This window comes from Rummeliibacillus sp. SL167 (genome assembly GCF_007896505.1).
Lineage (GTDB): Bacteria > Bacillota > Bacilli > Bacillales_A > Planococcaceae > Rummeliibacillus > Rummeliibacillus suwonensis.
Genome location: NZ_VCBM01000003.1, coordinates 223,431 through 243,244 on the forward strand (window position 1 = coordinate 223,431; position 19,814 = coordinate 243,244).

Consider the following 19,814-nt stretch of genomic DNA (forward strand, 5'->3'; position numbering starts at 1 on the left):
ATAATCATGAATTTAGTTTTAGAAAATATCAGTAAAAGTTTTAATAAAAAAAAAATATTAAAAAGCGTAAATTTACAACTTTCTTCAAGTAATTGTCATTTACTATTAGGTGAAAATGGTTCAGGGAAAACTACATTAACTAAAATTATCGATGGTGAATTATCGGTAGATTCTGGTCGTGTATATATAATGAATGATAATGATAAAAAAACTAATGTGGACTGTGCAATTCAGTATCAAGATTTTGAAGCTTTTCCATACTTAAAAATTAAAGAGGTCATCAAACTATTTCAAAAAACAATTAAACAATACGACTTTGATCAGCAACTTTATGACTTGTTAGATCTTAAAAAGTTTGAAAATACACTAATTAAAAATGCTTCTGGAGGAATGAAGAAAGCCTTATCAATTTTTATTACTATTTTACTCAATAAACCAATAGTTATTTTAGATGAGCCATTAGCCGATTTAGATTTGAAAAAGAAAAAAGCGTTTCGTTCATATTTAGCTCATTATACAAAAGATAGGGAGAAAATTATCCTAGTAATAAGTCATGAGGTGAACGAAATGGAAACATTATTCGACACAGTATCGATTTTAGATGAGGGTGTTATCAAAGAATCAAACACTTTGGAAAAATTACTAGAAAAATACAAAATTACAAGTAACTTTAGAATAGAAGAATTATTCTATGTAGTAACTGGTAAAAGGCTGGTGTTATATAAATGATTTTAACTATAGCCAATATTTATTTTAAGGAGACTTTGCGAAATATCGGTGTTGTATTCGGAAATATTTTACCTACTATTATGTTCTTAATTATATCCATTGTCTTGAAGAATATGGAATCCATTGATTCAGAAACACTTGACTTTATTATTCGGGGGCAATTTATTTCAATGTCTATTTTATTAACGATTTTCTCACTGGCATTTTCAGGAGGAACAGTTTATTTAATCGACAAACGAACTGAACGAGCTTTTGAATGGTTAGATAAAACAGATATTAAATTTTTGGATTTTTTTATGGGTTTAGGTTTAGGTATTTTCATTATTTTTAATATTTTTTTAACGATGATTTTATTAGCTTTTGGCACAATTACAGCAATTGAATTAACTGATATAATGCGTATTTTATTAATTTCCAATTTTACATTACTTGCCTTATACCCACTAAGTTATATAATTTCAACATTATTTCCAAATGGCAAAATGGCAACTAGTATGTTATTGCCACTCATGTTATTACTTCTATTTTCAGTTACTATGACAGACTTATTTGTATCTCTCAGTGATAATGACCCACAAACCTATTATAAGTATTTAATTTGGAATCCAATGTTGTTTTTAAATGATTCGGTACAGTATATTTTAGGATTATCAAAGTCACCTTGGATGAACACCGAAAATTATTTAATTGTGCTTGTTCTGTTATTTATTTTACTATTTTTTGTTTCGAAAAAGTCCTTCAAATATTTGAAATAACAACTTTATTATGAAAGGAGGTGATGAGAGATGGAGGAAAAGGTTATAGAAATTCAAGAATCGAAAATTTATATTGAAGAGCAAATTGAATTAAATGAAGTTGCAGCTTCACTAGGTTCCTTAAGTACAGTTTCAAGCGGTTCTTGCCCTGGATCAAGTTTAAACACTGTGTCTACCGTAGGAACAGCCGGCTAAGAGAATGGCACTAAAAATTGAAAGGATGATTAAGTTGGAGAAGAAAGATGATATCAAAGTAGAACACACGAACTTATACATTGAAGAACAAGAACAACAATTAAACGAAGTCGCCGGTACATGGGGATCCGCTAGTACATTTGGTTCAGCTTCTACATTGGGAAGTAGTGCTTCTACAGCAAGTTCTGCGGCAACTTCATCTTCATTTGGATAGAAAGGAGAGTTCTGATATGAAAGAAAAACTTAATGAAGAAATAATGACTACTTTATATATTGAAGAGCAAATTGATATTTCCGAGTTTGCCGGTTTCACAACAGCCGGTAGTGCAGCGACAACATCATCATTTTCATCAGGAGGTACTTGTGCAGCTACTGTTTCTACAAGCTCAAGTTTTTCAAGTGCAGGCGACTAATGTATAAAATAAAATTTATTTATCTATTAGTAGGGGTTGTCAAGAAAGTCGGACTTTAGTCTAAAAATGAAGAAAAGCAAAACTCAAGAAGTAAGCCCGAAATGTAAAAAAACAGGCGAATCTCTTCGGTACGTACGATGAATGCCATCTATCTTTCAATTTTTTGGATAGATGGCATTTGCATTTATATCAGCTTCACCCACAGAGAATAGCTAATTTTTAGTCCATCACAGTTGACCGCATCGCATTTTATTGTCGATTTCAATTCGACCATCAAATCGAAAAGCCTTCAATCTGTGAACACGATTTAATGTATATATTCCTCTTCTTCCATCAATATTTTACTAAATAAAGTATATTATAAAATATTCCAAAATATGAATCTGCGTGTTTTTCCCTGTCTTTCATCGTTTTCCTGACGAAAAATGCATGGATTGTAATGATACAGTTAGCTTGATTGGCGGAAGTTTGTGATGAATAGATCTTGTTCAGGTTTAGGAATTGCACGAGTGTCACAGGGACGGTAGTCAATTTGTCGATGGACATAGAAAGCACCTCCTTTCTATTTGATAAAATCATCATACTTGGAGATGCTAGAGATTTATATTGCATTGTTTAAATACGGACTTTCCCCTAGAATACTGTAAAATCAACATTCTTGGATTTTAATGAAGTTGCATTTTACTTGAAAATGACTTTTATTCAGCCTATTTCTCTAATGAAAACTTCTTATCAATCTCTTTGCAACTGTTTTGGGTTTAAAATTTTTATTGAAACCACTTCTCCACAGTTTAAACAGACTGTATAAATTTTCTCAGATCCCATAGTCATTTTTTTATTCATCGGGCGGAGGTTTATGTAATCTGTTGCTTTTACAAATGATTTTCCTCCACAACTTTTACATTCAATTTCACTACTATTCATACTATATCCGTCCTCCTCATATATTAGTAATAAGAGCTATTTTTAATAAAATTTCCGGTTAGTCCGAAACAACTGAAAGATTTGTTGTTTTTTTATAAAAGATTGTTACCTTTTGGCTTCCGCCTCTTTTTATGGTTTACTTTTCTATCCTCGGTTTGATCAAAAGAATCACAAGGCAATAACCCCTTTTTTATATCTTTCAATAATTCTCCAAAATAATAGTTCTGAAAGACACTTACCTTATTAGATCCATAGTATGAAGTTTAACAATTAAACTAATACATTTTATTTCCAATTATATCATATATAAATAAGTTTAATAAAAATAACAAGCGTGTTGATTATCCAATTTAATCCATGAAAATAGGGGGATTTGTTGATTACAGCGAAGACTTGCACGACTCATGTGGGCGGATGCTGGGGGCAACAGGATGTTGGTCACGGAGTAGTTGCCACAGGACATGGCGCCCTTAGACTCCGTTCTAATCGCTACGCTGCGGGGTCTCATCTATTCGCTTTTCCCGCGGGACGTTGAATTTTCTTCCTCGAATCACACCGCACGAAGGAAACGCTTGCATTTTCGAAGACTCGAGCAAGCCTCCACTCCAATCTATATAAATGGTCTTAAAAGTACAGAGTTTTTCAAAAATTATACTGAATATGTATCCCTAATTTTTGTAAAATCAACACGTGTGAATAAGAAACTAAATATAATTGAATAGGAGAAAATTGACTAATCTACTCCTTCTTGTACTATAAAAACAGAGGCTAAGAAAAATAGAAAAATTATTTGAATTATGAGTATTTTCTTTACCCAACCTATCCTTTTTGTTTCATTTTTCTAAGATCCTCTAGTTTCTTTCCTATAAAATTTAAAATTAGATAATGCGTCTTTCAAAGCCAATAAAAGATATTATTGAATTTGAGGAGACTAACGGCTTTTGGGAAAACCATTTTATTAATATGAGTTTTATTTCAATATATTTGAAATTATCCTTCTATAGTAATTATTCGACAAAGGGGAACAAATACCTTTTTATTTCAACATATTTGAAATTATCTAATTAATTTACTGTTTGCAGACATTGAAGAGTCTTTTTTTATTTCAACATATTTGAAATTATCCCCCCGAATATATCTTTACAATTATTCGTATTTAATCATTTTAGTATAAACCAACAATAGCAACGACATATTTTTGTCGGTATACCGTCTAATTTTTGTCGGTGTGATGTCGAAATGATGTATGGTAGGCTTTAATTGCTAGCAAACAAGATTTTTCCAAGTACATGGAATAGATTAAAATTCATAGAAAGGGAGAATGTTATGAAGAAATTAGTTTTAGTCTTTGTTGCAATAATTTTGTTGATGGCTAATATTGGATATTCGCATTCTACTGTAAATGCTATAAGTAATACCCAAACTATTAGCTTAAATGATTCTATTTCAAAAGTGGATGAGTTAGTTAATCAAGCACAAACAGTAAAAGAAAGTAGTTTTGAGGTAAGTGATAAAACCAAACATGAACTCGTCTTAGAATTAAATAAAAAATTACAAACAAATAAAAAATATAATGTAAACATTGTAAAGGAAAATAATCCGTCAGATTATAGTATTTTAGGCATGGTATTGCCAAATGGTGAAATTCAATATTCATTAAGTGTAGATTCAATTTCTACTAATGAAAAAGGTATAGTAAATAATGTGGAATTTATTAACTTTACGTTTAATAAAAAATTAATGCTAAATAATGTATATGAAGTTAAAGGTACTCTAGATGAAAATAATAATATACATTCGAAATTATGGATTAATGACAAGCTATCTAATAATATAAATACAAACATTGATAAGTTAATAAAAGATAATAAAACAGAAGAAATTGGTAATCAAATTGCTGAAGAACAAATGGACCAAATTTCCGAAAATAAGCAAATAGAAAATCAGGAATTTAGTGGTTCAGGTTTGGCTAAGCGTTGGAGTTGTACACAAAGTTGTGTTGCCTCTAAAGGCGTTAGCTTAATGGTAATAGGAATTATGGCTGGTATTTGTGGAGCTGTATGTAATCCCGCGGCACTTGCAGGTTTGGCAGGTGGTGCTTGCTATGCCTGTGTAAATTCTACAGGAATTTTAGGTTTTAGTACGGTTATGAAGTGTTGGAATAAATGTCCATATTAAAGGGTTGAATCAATCAAGGTGTCCAGTATTTACGGATTCCTAAATACTGGATGCCATATTTTTATTAATAGTTAGTTGTAGAAAGGAACATCTAAAATAAAGAACAAAATGAAAAACATTTTAATTAATATGTCCCTAATTATTATTGTCTCTGTTTTCTTATGTTTATCAATAACTGGAAAAAGGGAGGAAACTAAAAAAAAATATAGTTAAAATAGCTATTATAGACTCAGGTTTTAAAAGCTATGACAGTAAAGTTAAAATTACTGAGGGCACATCATTTATTTCAAAAGATACATATGATGATTCTAATGGACATGGAACAAAAATAACTAACTTGATATATAAAGCTAATCCAGATGCAAAATTGTATATTGCTCAAGTTTTAGATGAGAATTCGAATGGGTCTGAAAAAGATGTTATATCCGGAGTGAAATGGGCTATAAAACAAGATGTGGATGTAATTAATATGAGTATTAGCTCTTATAAATATTCTAGTGCTCTAAAAACAACAATTGATACAGCAACTAATAAAGGAATAATCATTGTTGCTCCAGTTGGGAATAATGGTCCTAATGGGACTATTAGTTATCCAGCTAAATTTGATAACGTTTTAGCAATAGGATCTGTAAATTCTAAATTAAAACATTCCAAATTTTCAAATACAGGACCTGAAATAGATTTTGTCGTGAAAGGTGAAAATATTGATGTTACTTCTATATATGATCTTAAAGAGAAAAATAGTGGAACGTCCATTTCTGCAGCCCAAGTAACCGGAATGATATCCAATATATTGAAATTAAATAATAAATTAACGTTTAATGATGTTTATAGTATTCTAAAGAAAAGTAGTATCTCAAAAAAAGACAAATATTTATACAGAAATGGAATACTAAAACCAGAAAATAGGTTAGATGGTAAAGGAGGAGTTAGAAATGAATAAAAAAAATTATTTATTTTTCTTTTTTATCATTTTATTAATTATTTATATAGTTAATAACTATTTCAATACATATTTTCTACAAATAACCTCTTATTTAGTAATTTTAATCATACTAATCATATTAGCTACATTCAGTTATTTGCAGAAAAATAAATATATTTTGATTAGCTTTATTTTGCTTATAATAATGGATTTCTTCTTATTATATTTAGCATTATAATTCTTAGTCTTTTAATATGGAAGAAAAGTCATGAAAAGTTTGCGTGGTTGTATTTCAAAAAACCTTAATTATTTTAGTATAAAATCCCTAAATGGCAAGGACATATTTTGTCGGTGCAATGTCGAAATGATGAGTGGTAATCTTTTACTATAAGCTTATTATTGCACTTTTTCAAATGCATGGAAAAATTAGAGTGGATATATAAATAGCCAGAGAGATTTTTAACCTCTTCTTAGAAATTATTTTAAAAAGATGAAAGGACACAGTGAACATCCATGATTACCTTACAACATATAAAGAAATCTTATAAACTGGGTTCTAATGAACTTCAAGTATTAAAAGATATTAATTTGGAAATTCAACCTGGCACTCTAACTTATCTAGTCGGAGAATCAGGAAGTGGTAAATCTACTCTACTTAATATCATTGGAGGAATTGATACATATGATTCCGGTACTTATTATTTTGAGAATGAAGATATCTCTACATACAGTGAAAAAGATTTAACCTACTTTAGACGTGAAAAGGTTGGATTTGTCTTTCAAAATTTTAATTTAATCTCTCATTTATCGTCCATAGAGAATGTGGAATTGAGTATGGTATTAAACGATGCTGCTGATAGCAAAAAAAGAGCTTTAGAACTTCTAAAACTAGTAGGTATGGATAGCTATGCAAATCATCTTCCCAACCAACTAAGCGGTGGACAAAAGCAACGTGTTGCAATCGCTAGAGCACTTGCCAATAATCCAGATGTCATTTTAGCAGATGAGCCTACTGGAGCTCTCGATTCAGAAAACTCTATTCAAGTAATGGAAATTTTAAGAAATATTGCTGATCAAGGAAAAACGGTCATTGTTGTCACCCATTCAACTGAGCTGCTTCATTATGGAGATGTTGTCATTCGTATAAAAGATGGGGAAATTATCAATGAGCATGTATCGAATAATGCAACTAATCATCTATCCCTTGCTGACAAAAAGTTAAAAAATAGGCGAAAAAAAATCGGTTATCGTATGTCTTTTAAACTGGCGTATAGAAATATTAAAAGTAAAAGATGGCGTAATTTTATTACCGCCTTTGCAGCTGCAATCGGAATCATTGGGATATTGATCATTTCGGCCTTAAGCAATGGGATCAATGACAAAATTAACTCCATTTTAAATCATGATGTTCAATTAGAATCCCTAAATGTCTCAAATCAAAATAATAGTCCTTTAACAGCCAATGACTTAAAAAAAGTCAATACAATCAATGGCATTAAAGATACATTATCCTACAATGCATATACCGTAAATATTATTACTCAAAATAACAAAAGGGCAACCGCTTCTGGTGAAGGTTTTTTACCTCAAAAATATGAAAAAGTATACAAAAAAGACTATGTAAAGTATGGAGAATATCCAAAAGCAAACGCTAATGAAATTGTTATTCCAGAACGTTTAGCGAAAGAACTTTTTAAATCACCCAAAAAAGCAATTGGAAAAAATGTAACGCTAACATCACAGATTATGAGTTTAAATGAGTTATACCCCACTATTACTAAAAAAGTAACAATCAGTGGTATTTTACAAAATGAATCCATAAAATTTTTAGATACTGTGGGTATTTCCTATAATCTATCTAATAATCTAGCCAAAGCATCTGATGGATTCGAAGGCAATTCCTTAATGTTTATTATCATACCGAAAAGTGATGCTAATTTAGATCATATGAAAAAAGCTGTTTCAAAAGCAGGTTATTCAGTCAAAACAGATCAAGAAAACAATGGGGAAATTACAAATTACGTCTCATTAGCAAGTATAGCTCTTGGATCGCTCTCTGCTATTTCATTAATTGTTTCATCTATAATGATTGGTATTGTTTTATACATTGGTGTTGTGGAACGTACGAAAGAAATCGGTATTTTAAAGGCGATTGGTGCATATCGGAAAGATATTCGTCGGATTTTTATTTGTGAAGGTTTCGTCATTGGATTATTTGGAGGCATTATTGGCTCTGTAGTATCTTGGGGGCTTTGTCTTTCACTTAATTGGATTATTATCAATGTATTCGAAAAGGTAAAATTTGATTTATTTCAAATGAACATCTATCAAACAATTTCCATCATATTACTCAGTGGGATATTGGGATTGATCGCTTCATTTATCCCCGCAAATATGGCAGCAAAGCAAGTAGTTCTAGATTCACTGCGTTATGAATAGAGATAGGGGTCTTACTGCCTGTTAAAGCGGGATAAACAGATTTACCAACATATATCTCAAATTTCACAGTTACTCTTTTAAAAAGTACAAAGACCTGCAGAATTTTGATGTTTGTATTTCAAAAAAAAATTATGCGGCACATGTTCGACAACAGCGCGACATTTAATTAGGGGTTCCCAAGCTATTGATCCTTGAACCTCCTTTCCCTCTTATTCATATAAATTGCCAAGGTCGGGTGAATACGATGAAATTGATCTTATCTAATATATGTAAAAAATATAAGAATACAGTTTTAAATCAAATATCTTTTGAAGTTGAGAGTGGTATCCTGGGACTTCTTGGAGAAAATGGAGCCGGAAAAACAACACTCATAGAGATCATTGCAACGCTAATAAAGCCAACTGATGGTACCGTTTATTATGATGACTTTACGTTTGAAAATGACTTATATAAAATTCGGCATCAGATTGGATATCTGCCGCAAAAGTTTGATTTTTTTCCGAACTTAACAGTAGAGGAAGCACTTTACTATATCTGTAAATTAAAAGGGATCAATAATAAAGAACAAAGAGCCATAGAAATTGATGAAAAGATACGACAAGTAGGGTTAGAGGAGCAGAAAAAGAAAAAATTTTGTATGCTTTCTGGCGGGATGAAACAGCGATTAGGGATCGCACAGGCATTGATTGGAAACCCTAAAATTTTATTAGTGGATGAACCAACTGTAGGACTTGATCCACATGAAAGAGTTGCTTTTCGTCAGCTACTTTCTAGCTTAGCGCAGGAGCGGCTGATTATTTTATCTACACATATTATTGAAGATGTAGCAATGACCAGTGATATGGTGCTAGTTCTTCATAAGGGCAAAGTAAATTACTTTGGGCATATTTCTTCTTTAATTGAATCAGTTCGAGGGAAAGTATGGCGTTATAAAGGAGATAGTATAGTAAAAGAAATACAACAGCAAGGCATTATTATTGGTTCACACCCAACAGATACTGGTATTGAAGTACGATTTCTTGCAGAGCATAAGATTGCAAATAGCGTATTGGTTTCTCCTACACTAGAAGATGCGTATATTTATACCAATCGAAAGAGGGGTACAAATTGAATATCCAAATCTTATTTTCACTGAAATTATTATTGAAACAAAGAAGTATATTCGTAGCTATGCTTGTTCTACTTATCGCCGTCCCACTTATTCTTGTATCATTAAATGGAAGTGGGCTTTCTTTAAGGGAGGCATGGTATACCATATTGCATCTTCAAATGATCGTTGCGGTGTTAATTGTACCGATTATCCTACACAGTATTTGGAAAGGGAAAATCCAATTATTTGAAAAACAATTAATTCTTTATCATATACATAAACCCTTTGAATATTATATGGCTAAGCTATTTGCGGTGTGTTTTGTTATAAGCAGTATTTTAGTTTTATTTTATACGGTTTTTTGGTTGCTACTGTTTGATCAGATTTCTATCACTCTATGGTATTCCACTATCGTACAAATTATACTAACATTAGCGTTTGCGGTAGCTCTAGCTGGCCTTTTGTCACTTCTATTAAAACGAACAATATATGGGACGATATTAATGATTTTATATTTAATCATTAGCATTCAATTTATTCGTTCATCTATGTTTGCACTTTGGTTTAATCCAGACTTTATCGAACAGATGATGTTAGAACCTTCTTTTTTAATACAACGCTTTGCACTACTTTGCTGGATTATTATTTTACTTTTAACATCTAAAGCTCTATTTGTGCGACAGGTGGTGTCATCATGATTAGTCTATGGAAAACCTGGTTTGCTGTTCTTTGGAAAAGTGAACATCTTTGGGCCTATTATTTAGTCCTAATTGCATTATTTATTAGTCAGTTATTTTTTACATTAAATGAACAGATGGCGATGATTCCATTTTACGGATTGTTTATCTCTGTCATGACATTAATAATTCTAAAACTACATAACCGATTTCATATGAAAAAGATAGTTCGCTCCATGTCTACTCATCCATTTCGGGAGGGATTACATCAATTCCTGTTTTGCGGAATCTGCGCATTACCAGTGATTGTTTTATTATTTGTATTAACAAAACGCTTGTATGCTCATACACCGAACAGTTTATTAATTTATTGTATAGTCCTACTTACACTCTTTGCGATTACTTTTGCTTGTGCCTGTGCAATACTACCTTTTAACTACGCTATGATTTGTTGTGTGCTTGTGTATTTTATTTTATTTGTCATGCATGGTTATCAACTTGAGCGTATTGTGTACATTGCCCCTACCTTAAATTTTATGTACCCTGATTATCCAAACATATCCAATATAATAGCCGTTACCCTAGTGAGTATAATCATGTTTTGCATCTATTTACGAGGATACTACGATTGGGAGCATAACAAGGAAATCCTCTTATATACAGTAGGAGGAATTTTAATCATAAGCTATTTATTCGTTCCTTTTAGTCAATGGCAAATCGAGAAGAAGATGGTTGCTGCTAATTATAAAGAGGTAGACATTCAACAAATCCCCATTCGATATAAAGGAATTTCTGAAAAGAATGCGATTCGCTATGGTCAAGTTGTAACAGATGTAATAGAGGTTATTCGCCAAAGAGGGATAAAGGTAGACGTTGAGGAAGTAGTGGTTACTTGGCAAAATGATATTCCAGCTGGCCCGAACGTTGAGCATATTATAGAGAAACAAGGTGGAAGCATCATGATTAATCCTTATTCTCCTAAATTTTTAGATTTTAATTATGGCTATAATATTGTTCGTGATCTTATTGGGCTTTTTGTAGAAAATGAAAAAATGGATAAAGAGATCGAACGACAAGTTATGTTAGAAAATAAAAATCATCTATTTACTCAAACTAAAATAAATTCGATTGTTCATAAGCCTGAATATAAAAAATAAGGGCACCTTTACTGAGTATGCACGATGAATAGCTATCTAAGAGGATTTATACCTTCGTATTAAATGATTGCATATTCTGTAAGTTAAATAAAAAAGTAGAAAACTAAATGATTTTAATATAAATAATTATGAAAATAAAATAGCGACATATACTTTGACTTCATCTTTAGCGCCTTTTTATATAAGATCATTAAATTAAAGACTTCACCAAAGAAAGGAAGTACAAAATGATTTCTTTACAATCTATTGAAAAAAGTTATCATCTAAGTAATCAAACTGTTAAAGTTTTAAATAATATCAATCTAGCATTATATCCAGGAGAACTTTCTTACTTATTGGGAGAGTCTGGATGTGGCAAGTCTACATTGCTCAATATTCTTGGTGGTATTGATAAAGCCGACAACGGTGAATATATATTTGACGGAAAAAATGTAACTAATTTCAAAGAAAAAGATTGGGCATACTTCAGACGGAATAAAATAGGATTTGTATTCCAAACTTTTAATTTGATTCCACACTTGACAGCACTAGAAAATATTGAAATGAGTATGATTCTAGACGGCTTTTCAAAAACAGACCGTAGAGCACGTGCCTTAGAATTATTAGAATTAGTGGGTCTTAAAGACCGAGCAAGTCATCTCCCCAATCAGCTCAGTGGAGGTCAAAAGCAACGCGTGGCCATTGCGCGGTCGTTAGCTAATAATCCCGATATTATCTTAGCAGATGAACCAACAGGTGCACTTGACTCTGAAAATTCTGAACAAATCATGAAAATTTTAAAAGAGGTTTCTCAGCAAGGAAAAATTGTGTTGGTTGTTACGCACTCACAAGAACTTTTACATTTTGCAGATAAAGTGATCAAAATGAAAGATGGTACAATAAATGAAGTTAAGCAAATAACAGTGAAAAATGATTCACCTATCCAAAAAGAAAAAATAAATTCAAATAAACCTAAAAAATTAAATTGGGGAACAACTGTTAAACTTTCTTTGCGAAATTTAAAAAATAAGAAATGGCGAAACACATTAACGGCGATTGGTGCTTCGATTGGAATTTTGGGAATTGTACTTATTGGAGCATTGGGAAATGGAATCAACGAAAAAATTAAAAATAGTTTAGATTTAAAAACAGCCAATTCTTCAATCGGTGTTTATAAAAAAGGAACTGAATTACTATCGCCCAAAGTTGCAGAAGAGATTAAAAAAGTGAAAGATGTTAAAGCTGTATATACATATAATCCCTTTTCAATTAGTATTGAATCAAAAAACGAGAAAAAAGAAACTGTTTCAGCAGATACTTTAGTACCTCCTAAATATAAAAAGATATATGGAAATTCTTATATAACAAACGGGAGATATCCTACTAAAAATCATGAATTAGTTCTTCCTGAACGCACTGCACAAAAATTATTTGGAAATAATCTAAAAAAGGCGATTGGGAAAAAGATCAAAATTGTTTCACAGCTCATGGCAATGAAAGGGATCTATCAAACTGTTCAAACTGAAGCAACAGTTACAGGTACTGTCGCTAACAGTGCTATCCCTATAACAGATTCAGCTGGCTTTTCATATCCTTTGGCAATGGAAGTAACAAACGAAAATCCGGAAACCCAAAATAAAGCGTTGCAATATACGGTTATCCCCTCTTCAATTGATAAAGTAGATTCTATTATTAATAAGCTTAAAACAAAGGGTTATATAGCTGAAACAGAAGAAGATAGTAATAAAGAAATTTCAAATTACGTAACAATGGCTAGTGTAGCAATTGGATTATTATCTGCTATCTCATTAGTAGTTTCTTCAATTATGATAGGTATTGTTCTATACGTTAGTGTATTGGAAAGAACACGCGAAATTGGAACATTGAAGGCTCTCGGTGCATTCAAGTCAGACATTAGACGTATCTTTGTAACTGAAGGCTTTATGATTGGTGCTCTAGGCGGTATTTTTGGTGTCATAGGTTCAATGATTCTGGGTAAATTAGCAAACTTTATTATTAAAGAAGGATTCAATAAACCTACACTTCAACTATTTCAATTTGAAGCTTATCAACTTATTATCATTATCATATTTAGTGGTCTATTGGGTGTTCTTGCATCATTTATTCCAGCATTTAGAGCTTCTAAGTTAAATCCAGTTGAAGCACTTAAATACGAATAAAAAGGGGTAATCCAAATGAACAAAAAAATTAACATCATTATGATTATCTTCTTTATCATAGTTATTATTACCAAGATTATTTATAAACCAGAAGTAAGTAATTTATCTATAGCAATTCCTGCTTTCTTCATTATCACCAATCTTATTGGTATTTTAAACAAGATTAATTCGTATCACCTTTAGATAAGAAAACTACCATTACTATTTGTGGAAAAACTTCGCCAAACGTGTTCTGAAAGAATATGCATACCCGAGCGATGCTAAAGGTTTTATCCAAAAAGCTGATCGTCCTTGGAACCGCACAAAATCGTATTGAAAATGTGTTTCGGTTAATCAAAGTACTCAATTCGAATGGAAACGTCCTGATTTTATCTCGCTTTATCGAGCAGTAAAACCCCCATCCCAAGATTTAGAGAGAGACGAGAAAGAGAGATGGGGGATCCACTTAACCCTAATCCAATCTTTAAATTTTAATTTTAATTTTCTACTCGTTGGCACTACAGAGAGGTATTACGATTTTTATCAAAAAGAAGAAATCCGATTTATATTTCTTCAGACGTATAATATTCAAGTAATCCTTCTATTTCCTTGTAGTATACCTGGAGTACTAGCATGTGCAACCGCCTTTGGAGGACTAGTAGCTGTTGTACCAGATGTTGGTATAGCAGCCGGTCTAACATGTGAATTAGCATTTGCAGTTGGATGTTCTATAAATTAAAGAAAATAGGTTGGAACATAAGTAGAAAACTAATTAATTTTAGTATGAATCGTGAAAATAAAACTGAATAAAGTCAAGGATTTTAAATTCGATTTTATGCGGTTTATTCATTTTAAAAGTTTTTTTGTTCTAACCTCTTTTTTTTGCACTGAATGTAAAGATATCTTTACATTCAGCATTAAAAATATTATTATGTTTATAACAACAATAACGGAGGAGAGAACTTGTGAGTGTAAATAATAAGATTAAATACTTTAGAGAGATTAAGGGGATCACTCAAAATCAGATGGCCTTAGATTTAAAAGTGTCTCGCCAAACAATTGTTGCTATTGAAAAAAGAAAATATAACCCCAGTTTGGAATTAGCATTAAAATTAACGAATTATTTATCTATTTCTATGGATAAATTATTTTGGTTAGAGGAGGATAAATGATGAAATTTTCAACAAAAATTATGTATGTCTTAGCTTTATTTCTTACAAGTGTAGCTGGTGCATATTTAATGAATTTTATCACAGGTGAGGTTAACTATTCTGTTATCCTCGGTGGGTTGGTTGGATCCCTAGTGTTATTTATTTACTTTTTGATTAATGAAAGAAAAAAAGAAAGTGATGTTTCTTTTTATGACGAACGCAGTAAAAAAATAATCACTACTTATGTGGCGATTATTTCCCCAATTTTATTTGTTTTAATTAGTTTTGTAATCATTTTTTTATTATTTTTAGATATCACAACTGTAAATACAGAAACTTTATTTATCTTTCCTATATTAAGTTTAATAATCATTGGTATTGGGGGATTAATCTCCAACAAAGTTTTATAAAAAAGTTTTATTAGAGACTGGGACAGAACTAAATGAGCCTATCCAGAAGCCGAATGATTGATTCTATAACATGGTAATAAAAAGGAAAATCCGAACAGTGAATAGAGAATTCTTAAAATCCCTATTCACTATTTGGATTTTTTATTGGCTAAAATGCTTTTAAGCCAGAATATAAAAAATAAAGGCACCTTTACTGATACATGATGAATAACTATTCTTGAGACTTTTTCGGCAAAATCTATTTGCACAGGTCGCTTACATATTTTTTACCAAAGCATGTATTATTCCTTCTTATACTAAAAAATAGAGGCTAAACAAAAGGCCAAAATCATTTGGGTTATGAGCATTTTCTCTACCATGCCTATCCTTTTTGTTTCATTTCTTTTTTGTAAAAATCAACGAGATTATAGATTAAATATACCAAAAATAGAAAACACACAATCTTCATCACTGTAGGTAAACTTGAAAAGGTAAAAAGAAAGTAAACAAATAGTATCGCCATAAAACCATAATATTTTGTAAACCATATTTTAATTTTTTCCATTAAGCTATTCTCCTTCTAAAATTCATAAAATACTATTTTATATCAATTAGCAACTTTTTACTAAAACCTTTTTAAATTGAATCAATTTCATAAATCATTTTCTTTTAAAAAAATACGAACATTTAAGAATAACTAATTTTGATAGTTGTGGAGCGGAAGACGGCGACTCCTACGGGAAAAGCTTGAGCTGAAAGCCCCGCAGGAACGTAGTGACGAGGAGATTGAAGCCAAGCCCGTGGAAAGCGCCGTCTGGAGCGGAACAAAAACTTCTGAATATTAATGTTCATGTTGATTCGAAATGTTCGTGTTTTTCATCTAAATTTTGCATTATGAAATTGATTCAATTATACTTATTTTAGAAAACATTACTCATTTATATAAAATACTATCATGTATAATTTCGATATTACAACGGCAAAATTCAGACGGTATACCGACAAAAATATGTTGTTGCTTTTCAGGTACTTTATGCTATATGTACACTTTTCTGTATTAATAAAAAGCCCTTAATCTTCAAGAAAATTAAGGACTTTAATTATTTTCAGCATTGCTTCAATACATTGAGGTTTATATGATTTAGATTTGTAACAAAGTCAAAGAGAGAGCATAAATAGATTTTGAAGATAAGTCAAGTTTTCCTATTATTAGGTGGACTTATTAATCTATATCTATAAATAGTGAATTGAGCAATGACTGCTAAAATCATTAAAAATGTGCAAATCATATAACTTAACGTGAAATCCATGTTTTTAAATAATCCAAAAAGGATTGCAAGAATACCAACGCTCCAAACACCATGTTTTGCCCAGTAAACCTCTTTCCGTTCATCAGATTTCAAATTTCCCCGTGACAATAACCAAATATCCGACCCAATAACTACTGCAAGTGAGAACAAAAGCCATATTAATGAAAATTCTTGATCTACAAACATAATAAATAAGTTAACCATACCTCCAATGCCCAGTATTATACCTATTTGAAATGATAAACTCATGAACATGAACATCTTCCTCTATCTTCAAAATTTTATTACTTATATCTATCACATGCTGCTTTTTTAAATGCATAACTACAAGCCGCACTACATAAGAATTTTGCAGGTCCACATGCAAGTGAAGCTGTTTGACAAGCTAAAAAGCCTGAGAATCGACAAGCCCAATAAATATATTTATCAGATACAGCTTTTTGCATAAAATGACCATCATTGACAGGCTTTTTGTCAATAAAATTTATTTCCCCATTTGCGGCTTCTTCTAAAGTACCATTGGCTACTACACGTAAAGTTCCTGTTTCATCATAATCACTATATGAAAAAGTATCACTTGATTCTTCACCCGAAAAGTTAGCAGTAATTACACGAACTACCGTATTTGTTTCAGGATCAATATATACTTGATATTCAGTTAACTTATTATGCTTTTTTAGACCTGAAATAATTACTAGCGTAGAATAAAAAGCGTTATTTTGAGTAGTTACTTCCTGAACTAGTGTACTTTTATCAAGTTTTGAATTACCAGATACTTCTTTAAAAACTTTTGATTTTTCTGTCAGTTTAATATAGGAATTTTTTTCTTTTCCAGATAAAATTTTGGTGTCTGAATTCGTTGATACACTTTCTATGGCATCTGCTGTTTTTGTAAATTCTGGAAACGAAGAATAAGAGGAAAATAGCAATACCACAAATAATAAGAGAATAAGTAAAATTTTCAACTTTTGATTTTTCAAAATAGCTTTCATTTTGCACCATTCCTTTTCTTGTATTAAGAGTATATATATAGGGTAACACTCATATTTCCGACATCGCACCGTCAAAATTCAGACGGTATACCGACAAAAATATGTCGTTGCCATTTGGAGGCCAACATAATTAAATGTAAACAATCATAAAGCCATATTTTTTTTACTTCTTATCAAAAATTAGGAATGATAAAACTAATATCCGCTTTTAGGCGAAGTCGTAGAAATAAGCGCGGGTCTTTTTAAACTTCACCTTAATGATTAATGCCATACACGTGCTATTTGAAAGCTAGAAAACATTCAATCATTAAATAAACCTTTTCCCATGAAATCAATGTTTTCGAAATCTTTGAAACAGCACTTCACCCTACCGTTGAAATCACTTGAACCCTTCAGTTAAATGACGTTACACCTATGTATTATCATTTTGAGCTAGCCTTTCTTTTATTTACTATAACCAAGTATGTAATCAGAATTAAATTAACCACTAAGACGATCATACTACCTTCAATTTTATAGGTGCCGCCTGATATGAATGGATTTCCCTGAAACGTACTTTTCAAGAGATTTGGATAATCGCTCGCCAAAGAAACACCACCAAGTATAATCGCCCCAATTGTGTTCCAAATGAAATGAGCAATTATTGGCGCTACTATTGTGCCTGTATATTCTAATAATAATGTTACAAATATACTCATTGAAATCACATTAAGCACTGGGATTATACCTGCCTCAAATGCCCCGCCGTGCATCACAGAAAATAAAATAGTCGTTAGAACGGTGGCCACTATCACATTATATTGGTGTTTCCATAATTGATATAGATAACCTCTCACCAACAATTCTTGCATCGCAACATTTAATAGTGATGCCAAAATCCAAATCCATATATCATCAATATTGTTTTGACCTTGTATATTCATTACCTTTGTAAGTAAAAGAACAGCTACCACGGTACCAAGCCATAAGACGCCTATGACGGCACCTATTAAAAAATTTTTAAGAAATCTTGAAGCTATGGGAATCTTTATTTTACCCTTTTCTACTACCCATACAAAAATAACAGAAAATAAAACGACCGAAACAAGTGGTGTAAATTCCCACCATAGTCGTAATAATGCCTGATTATTGGTTTGTATATCAGGCGTAAAAGAAATTAAAACTGCCCATCCCACAAAAAAGATCACTGTTTTTAAAATTGTACTTATTAATTTTTTCATTATTGATTCCTCTCTAGTTACTGATTATTTGATTGAATTATACATTTCTCAAAATGATCCTTTTATAGAAGATCACTATATTATTTTTACCATAAAATTTCCTATAGGCAAAGTACATCCAAAGGGGAAGTTATTATTCGAGGAATCAAATAATATTACAGTGATTCTTAAAAAAATTAATAAATTACTCGTTGTTCACAAAGAAACAACGATTCGCCAAATCCACGCGAATCATTGTTTCTTTTCATTTATGGGGTAGGAACAGTGTCAAGTGTCAGGCACCCAAACAATTCACTCGACTAAGAATTTGGGAATTATTATTTTGGACAACCGTTAATAGTTAGTAAAGTGATCATAGCTGCATATACTCTATCAGAACCGGCGTTATCAGTAGCTCCGGCACAGCTTGCTGCGGCCTCATCACATTTACATTTAGCAGGGTATTTTTTACCTACATAACATTTATCATGTGTTTTGCAACATGAATCTAGTGCATTTACGGGGGTACCACTTCCACAACCTTTACCACACCAGTTGTATTTAACTAATGGATTCCAAGGTAAACCGTTATATCTAAATGAACAGCAACCATTTAGCCAGCAATCATCCAATGCTTGAGTAGTCACATCATTTTCTTGTTCTTCAATTGGTTCATCGTAAACAGGTAGTTCTAAAATTTCTACATCTGATCCGACCTCATTTTCAATTTGAAGTTCTGCATTTTTAAAAAGCGCAATTTTCTTAATAACAGTTTTATCTACAATATTTAAAGTAATAACTTTAAAATTGTAAATAATTTTATCATTATTTACCACAGTCTTAATAAAAGAGACAGTAAATTGGTCATTATATTTTATGAGATGGTTAATCTGTTTAACAACTTGTTTTTCTCCTTGGTCATCAAAAATCCAATTTGATAAATAAGTCTTTTCTTCAACCGGTACAGCTTTTAAAAGTGCAGTCTTATCAAAGTGTCCTAGTACATTCTTTAATAGTTCAGCTTCTTTTTTTATCGATAAAATATTATACTTAGGTGTAGGCTTTGTTTGAAGACTAATAAGCTTTTTTTCATTCATTTTTCTTTTCCTTCTTTCAATTATTATTAGAATCAAATGACTCTATTATATAAAGA

General features: G+C 31.3%; 20 protein-coding genes. 15 read left to right on the plus strand and 5 right to left on the minus strand.

Features of this window, described 5'->3' with window-relative positions; translation table 11 throughout:
• Positions 1-6: 6 nt before the first annotated feature.
• Genes FEZ13_RS14445 through FEZ13_RS14465 form a run of 5 tightly spaced genes read left to right on the plus strand, consistent with a single transcriptional unit; the run spans position 7 to position 2,092 of the window.
• Positions 7-729, plus strand: coding sequence for an ATP-binding cassette domain-containing protein (locus tag FEZ13_RS14445; protein ID WP_146553270.1), 723 nt, complete (start codon positions 7-9; stop codon positions 727-729).
• Positions 726-1,484 (plus strand): ABC transporter permease, encoded by a 759-nt coding sequence (locus tag FEZ13_RS14450; protein WP_146553271.1) that lies wholly within the window; start codon positions 726-728, stop codon positions 1,482-1,484. Before FEZ13_RS14445 ends, FEZ13_RS14450 begins: the two co-directional genes overlap by 4 nt.
• 30 nt (positions 1,485-1,514) lie before the next feature.
• Positions 1,515-1,679 carry a thiocillin family RiPP gene (locus tag FEZ13_RS14455; protein WP_146553272.1) on the plus strand — a complete coding sequence of 55 codons (165 nt, stop codon included), beginning with the start codon at positions 1,515-1,517 and terminating at the stop codon, positions 1,677-1,679.
• Between the two features lie 25 nt (positions 1,680-1,704).
• Complete coding sequence (locus FEZ13_RS14460) at positions 1,705-1,893, plus strand: thiocillin family RiPP (RefSeq protein ID WP_146553391.1); 189 nt, start codon at positions 1,705-1,707, stop codon at positions 1,891-1,893.
• Between the two features lie 16 nt (positions 1,894-1,909).
• Entirely contained in the window at positions 1,910-2,092 is a 183-nt protein-coding gene (locus FEZ13_RS14465; RefSeq protein WP_146553273.1) for a thiocillin family RiPP, read from the plus strand.
• 732 nt (positions 2,093-2,824) lie between these two features.
• Here the strand turns inward: FEZ13_RS14465 and FEZ13_RS14470 are convergent.
• On the minus strand, positions 2,825-3,016 hold the full coding sequence (locus FEZ13_RS14470; RefSeq protein ID WP_146553274.1) for a hypothetical protein: 192 nt from the start codon (positions 3,014-3,016) through the stop codon (positions 2,825-2,827).
• A gap of 376 nt (positions 3,017-3,392) precedes the next feature.
• Here FEZ13_RS14470 and FEZ13_RS19660 point away from each other — a divergent pair, with 376 nt between their 5' ends.
• The 10 genes from FEZ13_RS19660 (at position 3,393) to FEZ13_RS14515 (ending at position 15,181) form a co-directional block, all read left to right on the plus strand.
• Positions 3,393-3,551 carry a hypothetical protein gene (locus FEZ13_RS19660; RefSeq protein WP_186725937.1) on the plus strand — a complete coding sequence of 53 codons (159 nt, stop codon included), beginning with the start codon at positions 3,393-3,395 and terminating at the stop codon, positions 3,549-3,551.
• Between the two features lie 791 nt (positions 3,552-4,342).
• Positions 4,343-5,194 carry a hypothetical protein gene (locus tag FEZ13_RS14475; RefSeq protein ID WP_146553275.1) on the plus strand — a complete coding sequence of 284 codons (852 nt, stop codon included), beginning with the start codon at positions 4,343-4,345 and terminating at the stop codon, positions 5,192-5,194.
• 220 nt (positions 5,195-5,414) lie between these two features.
• Positions 5,415-6,137, plus strand: coding sequence for a S8 family serine peptidase (locus FEZ13_RS14480; RefSeq protein ID WP_255473205.1), 723 nt, complete (start codon positions 5,415-5,417; stop codon positions 6,135-6,137).
• Between the two features lie 495 nt (positions 6,138-6,632).
• Positions 6,633-8,558 (plus strand): ABC transporter ATP-binding protein/permease, encoded by a 1,926-nt coding sequence (locus tag FEZ13_RS14485; protein ID WP_146553277.1) that lies wholly within the window; start codon positions 6,633-6,635, stop codon positions 8,556-8,558.
• A gap of 244 nt (positions 8,559-8,802) precedes the next feature.
• Positions 8,803-9,669 (plus strand): ATP-binding cassette domain-containing protein, encoded by an 867-nt coding sequence (locus FEZ13_RS14490; RefSeq protein ID WP_146547622.1) that lies wholly within the window; start codon positions 8,803-8,805, stop codon positions 9,667-9,669.
• Positions 9,666-10,346 (plus strand): hypothetical protein, encoded by a 681-nt coding sequence (locus FEZ13_RS14495; RefSeq protein ID WP_146547621.1) that lies wholly within the window; start codon positions 9,666-9,668, stop codon positions 10,344-10,346. Before FEZ13_RS14490 ends, FEZ13_RS14495 begins: the two co-directional genes overlap by 4 nt.
• Positions 10,343-11,482, plus strand: a complete 1,140-nt coding sequence (locus FEZ13_RS14500; protein WP_146553278.1) for a hypothetical protein — start codon at positions 10,343-10,345, stop codon at positions 11,480-11,482. Before FEZ13_RS14495 ends, FEZ13_RS14500 begins: the two co-directional genes overlap by 4 nt.
• A 227-nt stretch (positions 11,483-11,709) precedes the next feature.
• Positions 11,710-13,641, plus strand: coding sequence for an ABC transporter ATP-binding protein/permease (locus FEZ13_RS14505; protein WP_146553279.1), 1,932 nt, complete (start codon positions 11,710-11,712; stop codon positions 13,639-13,641).
• A 944-nt stretch (positions 13,642-14,585) separates the two neighbouring features.
• Positions 14,586-14,792 (plus strand): helix-turn-helix transcriptional regulator, encoded by a 207-nt coding sequence (locus FEZ13_RS14510; protein ID WP_146547627.1) that lies wholly within the window; start codon positions 14,586-14,588, stop codon positions 14,790-14,792.
• Positions 14,792-15,181, plus strand: coding sequence for a hypothetical protein (locus tag FEZ13_RS14515; protein WP_146553280.1), 390 nt, complete (start codon positions 14,792-14,794; stop codon positions 15,179-15,181). Before FEZ13_RS14510 ends, FEZ13_RS14515 begins: the two co-directional genes overlap by 1 nt.
• A 1,172-nt stretch (positions 15,182-16,353) precedes the next feature.
• On the opposite strand, the gene FEZ13_RS14525 is transcribed toward FEZ13_RS14515, so the two are convergent.
• The 4 genes from FEZ13_RS14525 to FEZ13_RS14540 form a co-directional block, all read right to left on the minus strand.
• Entirely contained in the window at positions 16,354-16,719 is a 366-nt protein-coding gene (locus FEZ13_RS14525; RefSeq protein WP_146553282.1) for a hypothetical protein, read from the minus strand.
• Between the two features lie 35 nt (positions 16,720-16,754).
• Entirely contained in the window at positions 16,755-17,462 is a 708-nt protein-coding gene (locus FEZ13_RS14530; RefSeq protein WP_146553283.1) for a hypothetical protein, read from the minus strand.
• Between the two features lie 422 nt (positions 17,463-17,884).
• Positions 17,885-18,682, minus strand: coding sequence for a CPBP family intramembrane glutamic endopeptidase (locus FEZ13_RS14535; RefSeq protein WP_146553284.1), 798 nt, complete (start codon positions 18,680-18,682; stop codon positions 17,885-17,887).
• A gap of 317 nt (positions 18,683-18,999) precedes the next feature.
• Entirely contained in the window at positions 19,000-19,758 is a 759-nt protein-coding gene (locus tag FEZ13_RS14540) for a phospholipase A2 family protein (protein ID WP_146553285.1), read from the minus strand.
• Positions 19,759-19,814: the final 56 nt, after the last annotated feature.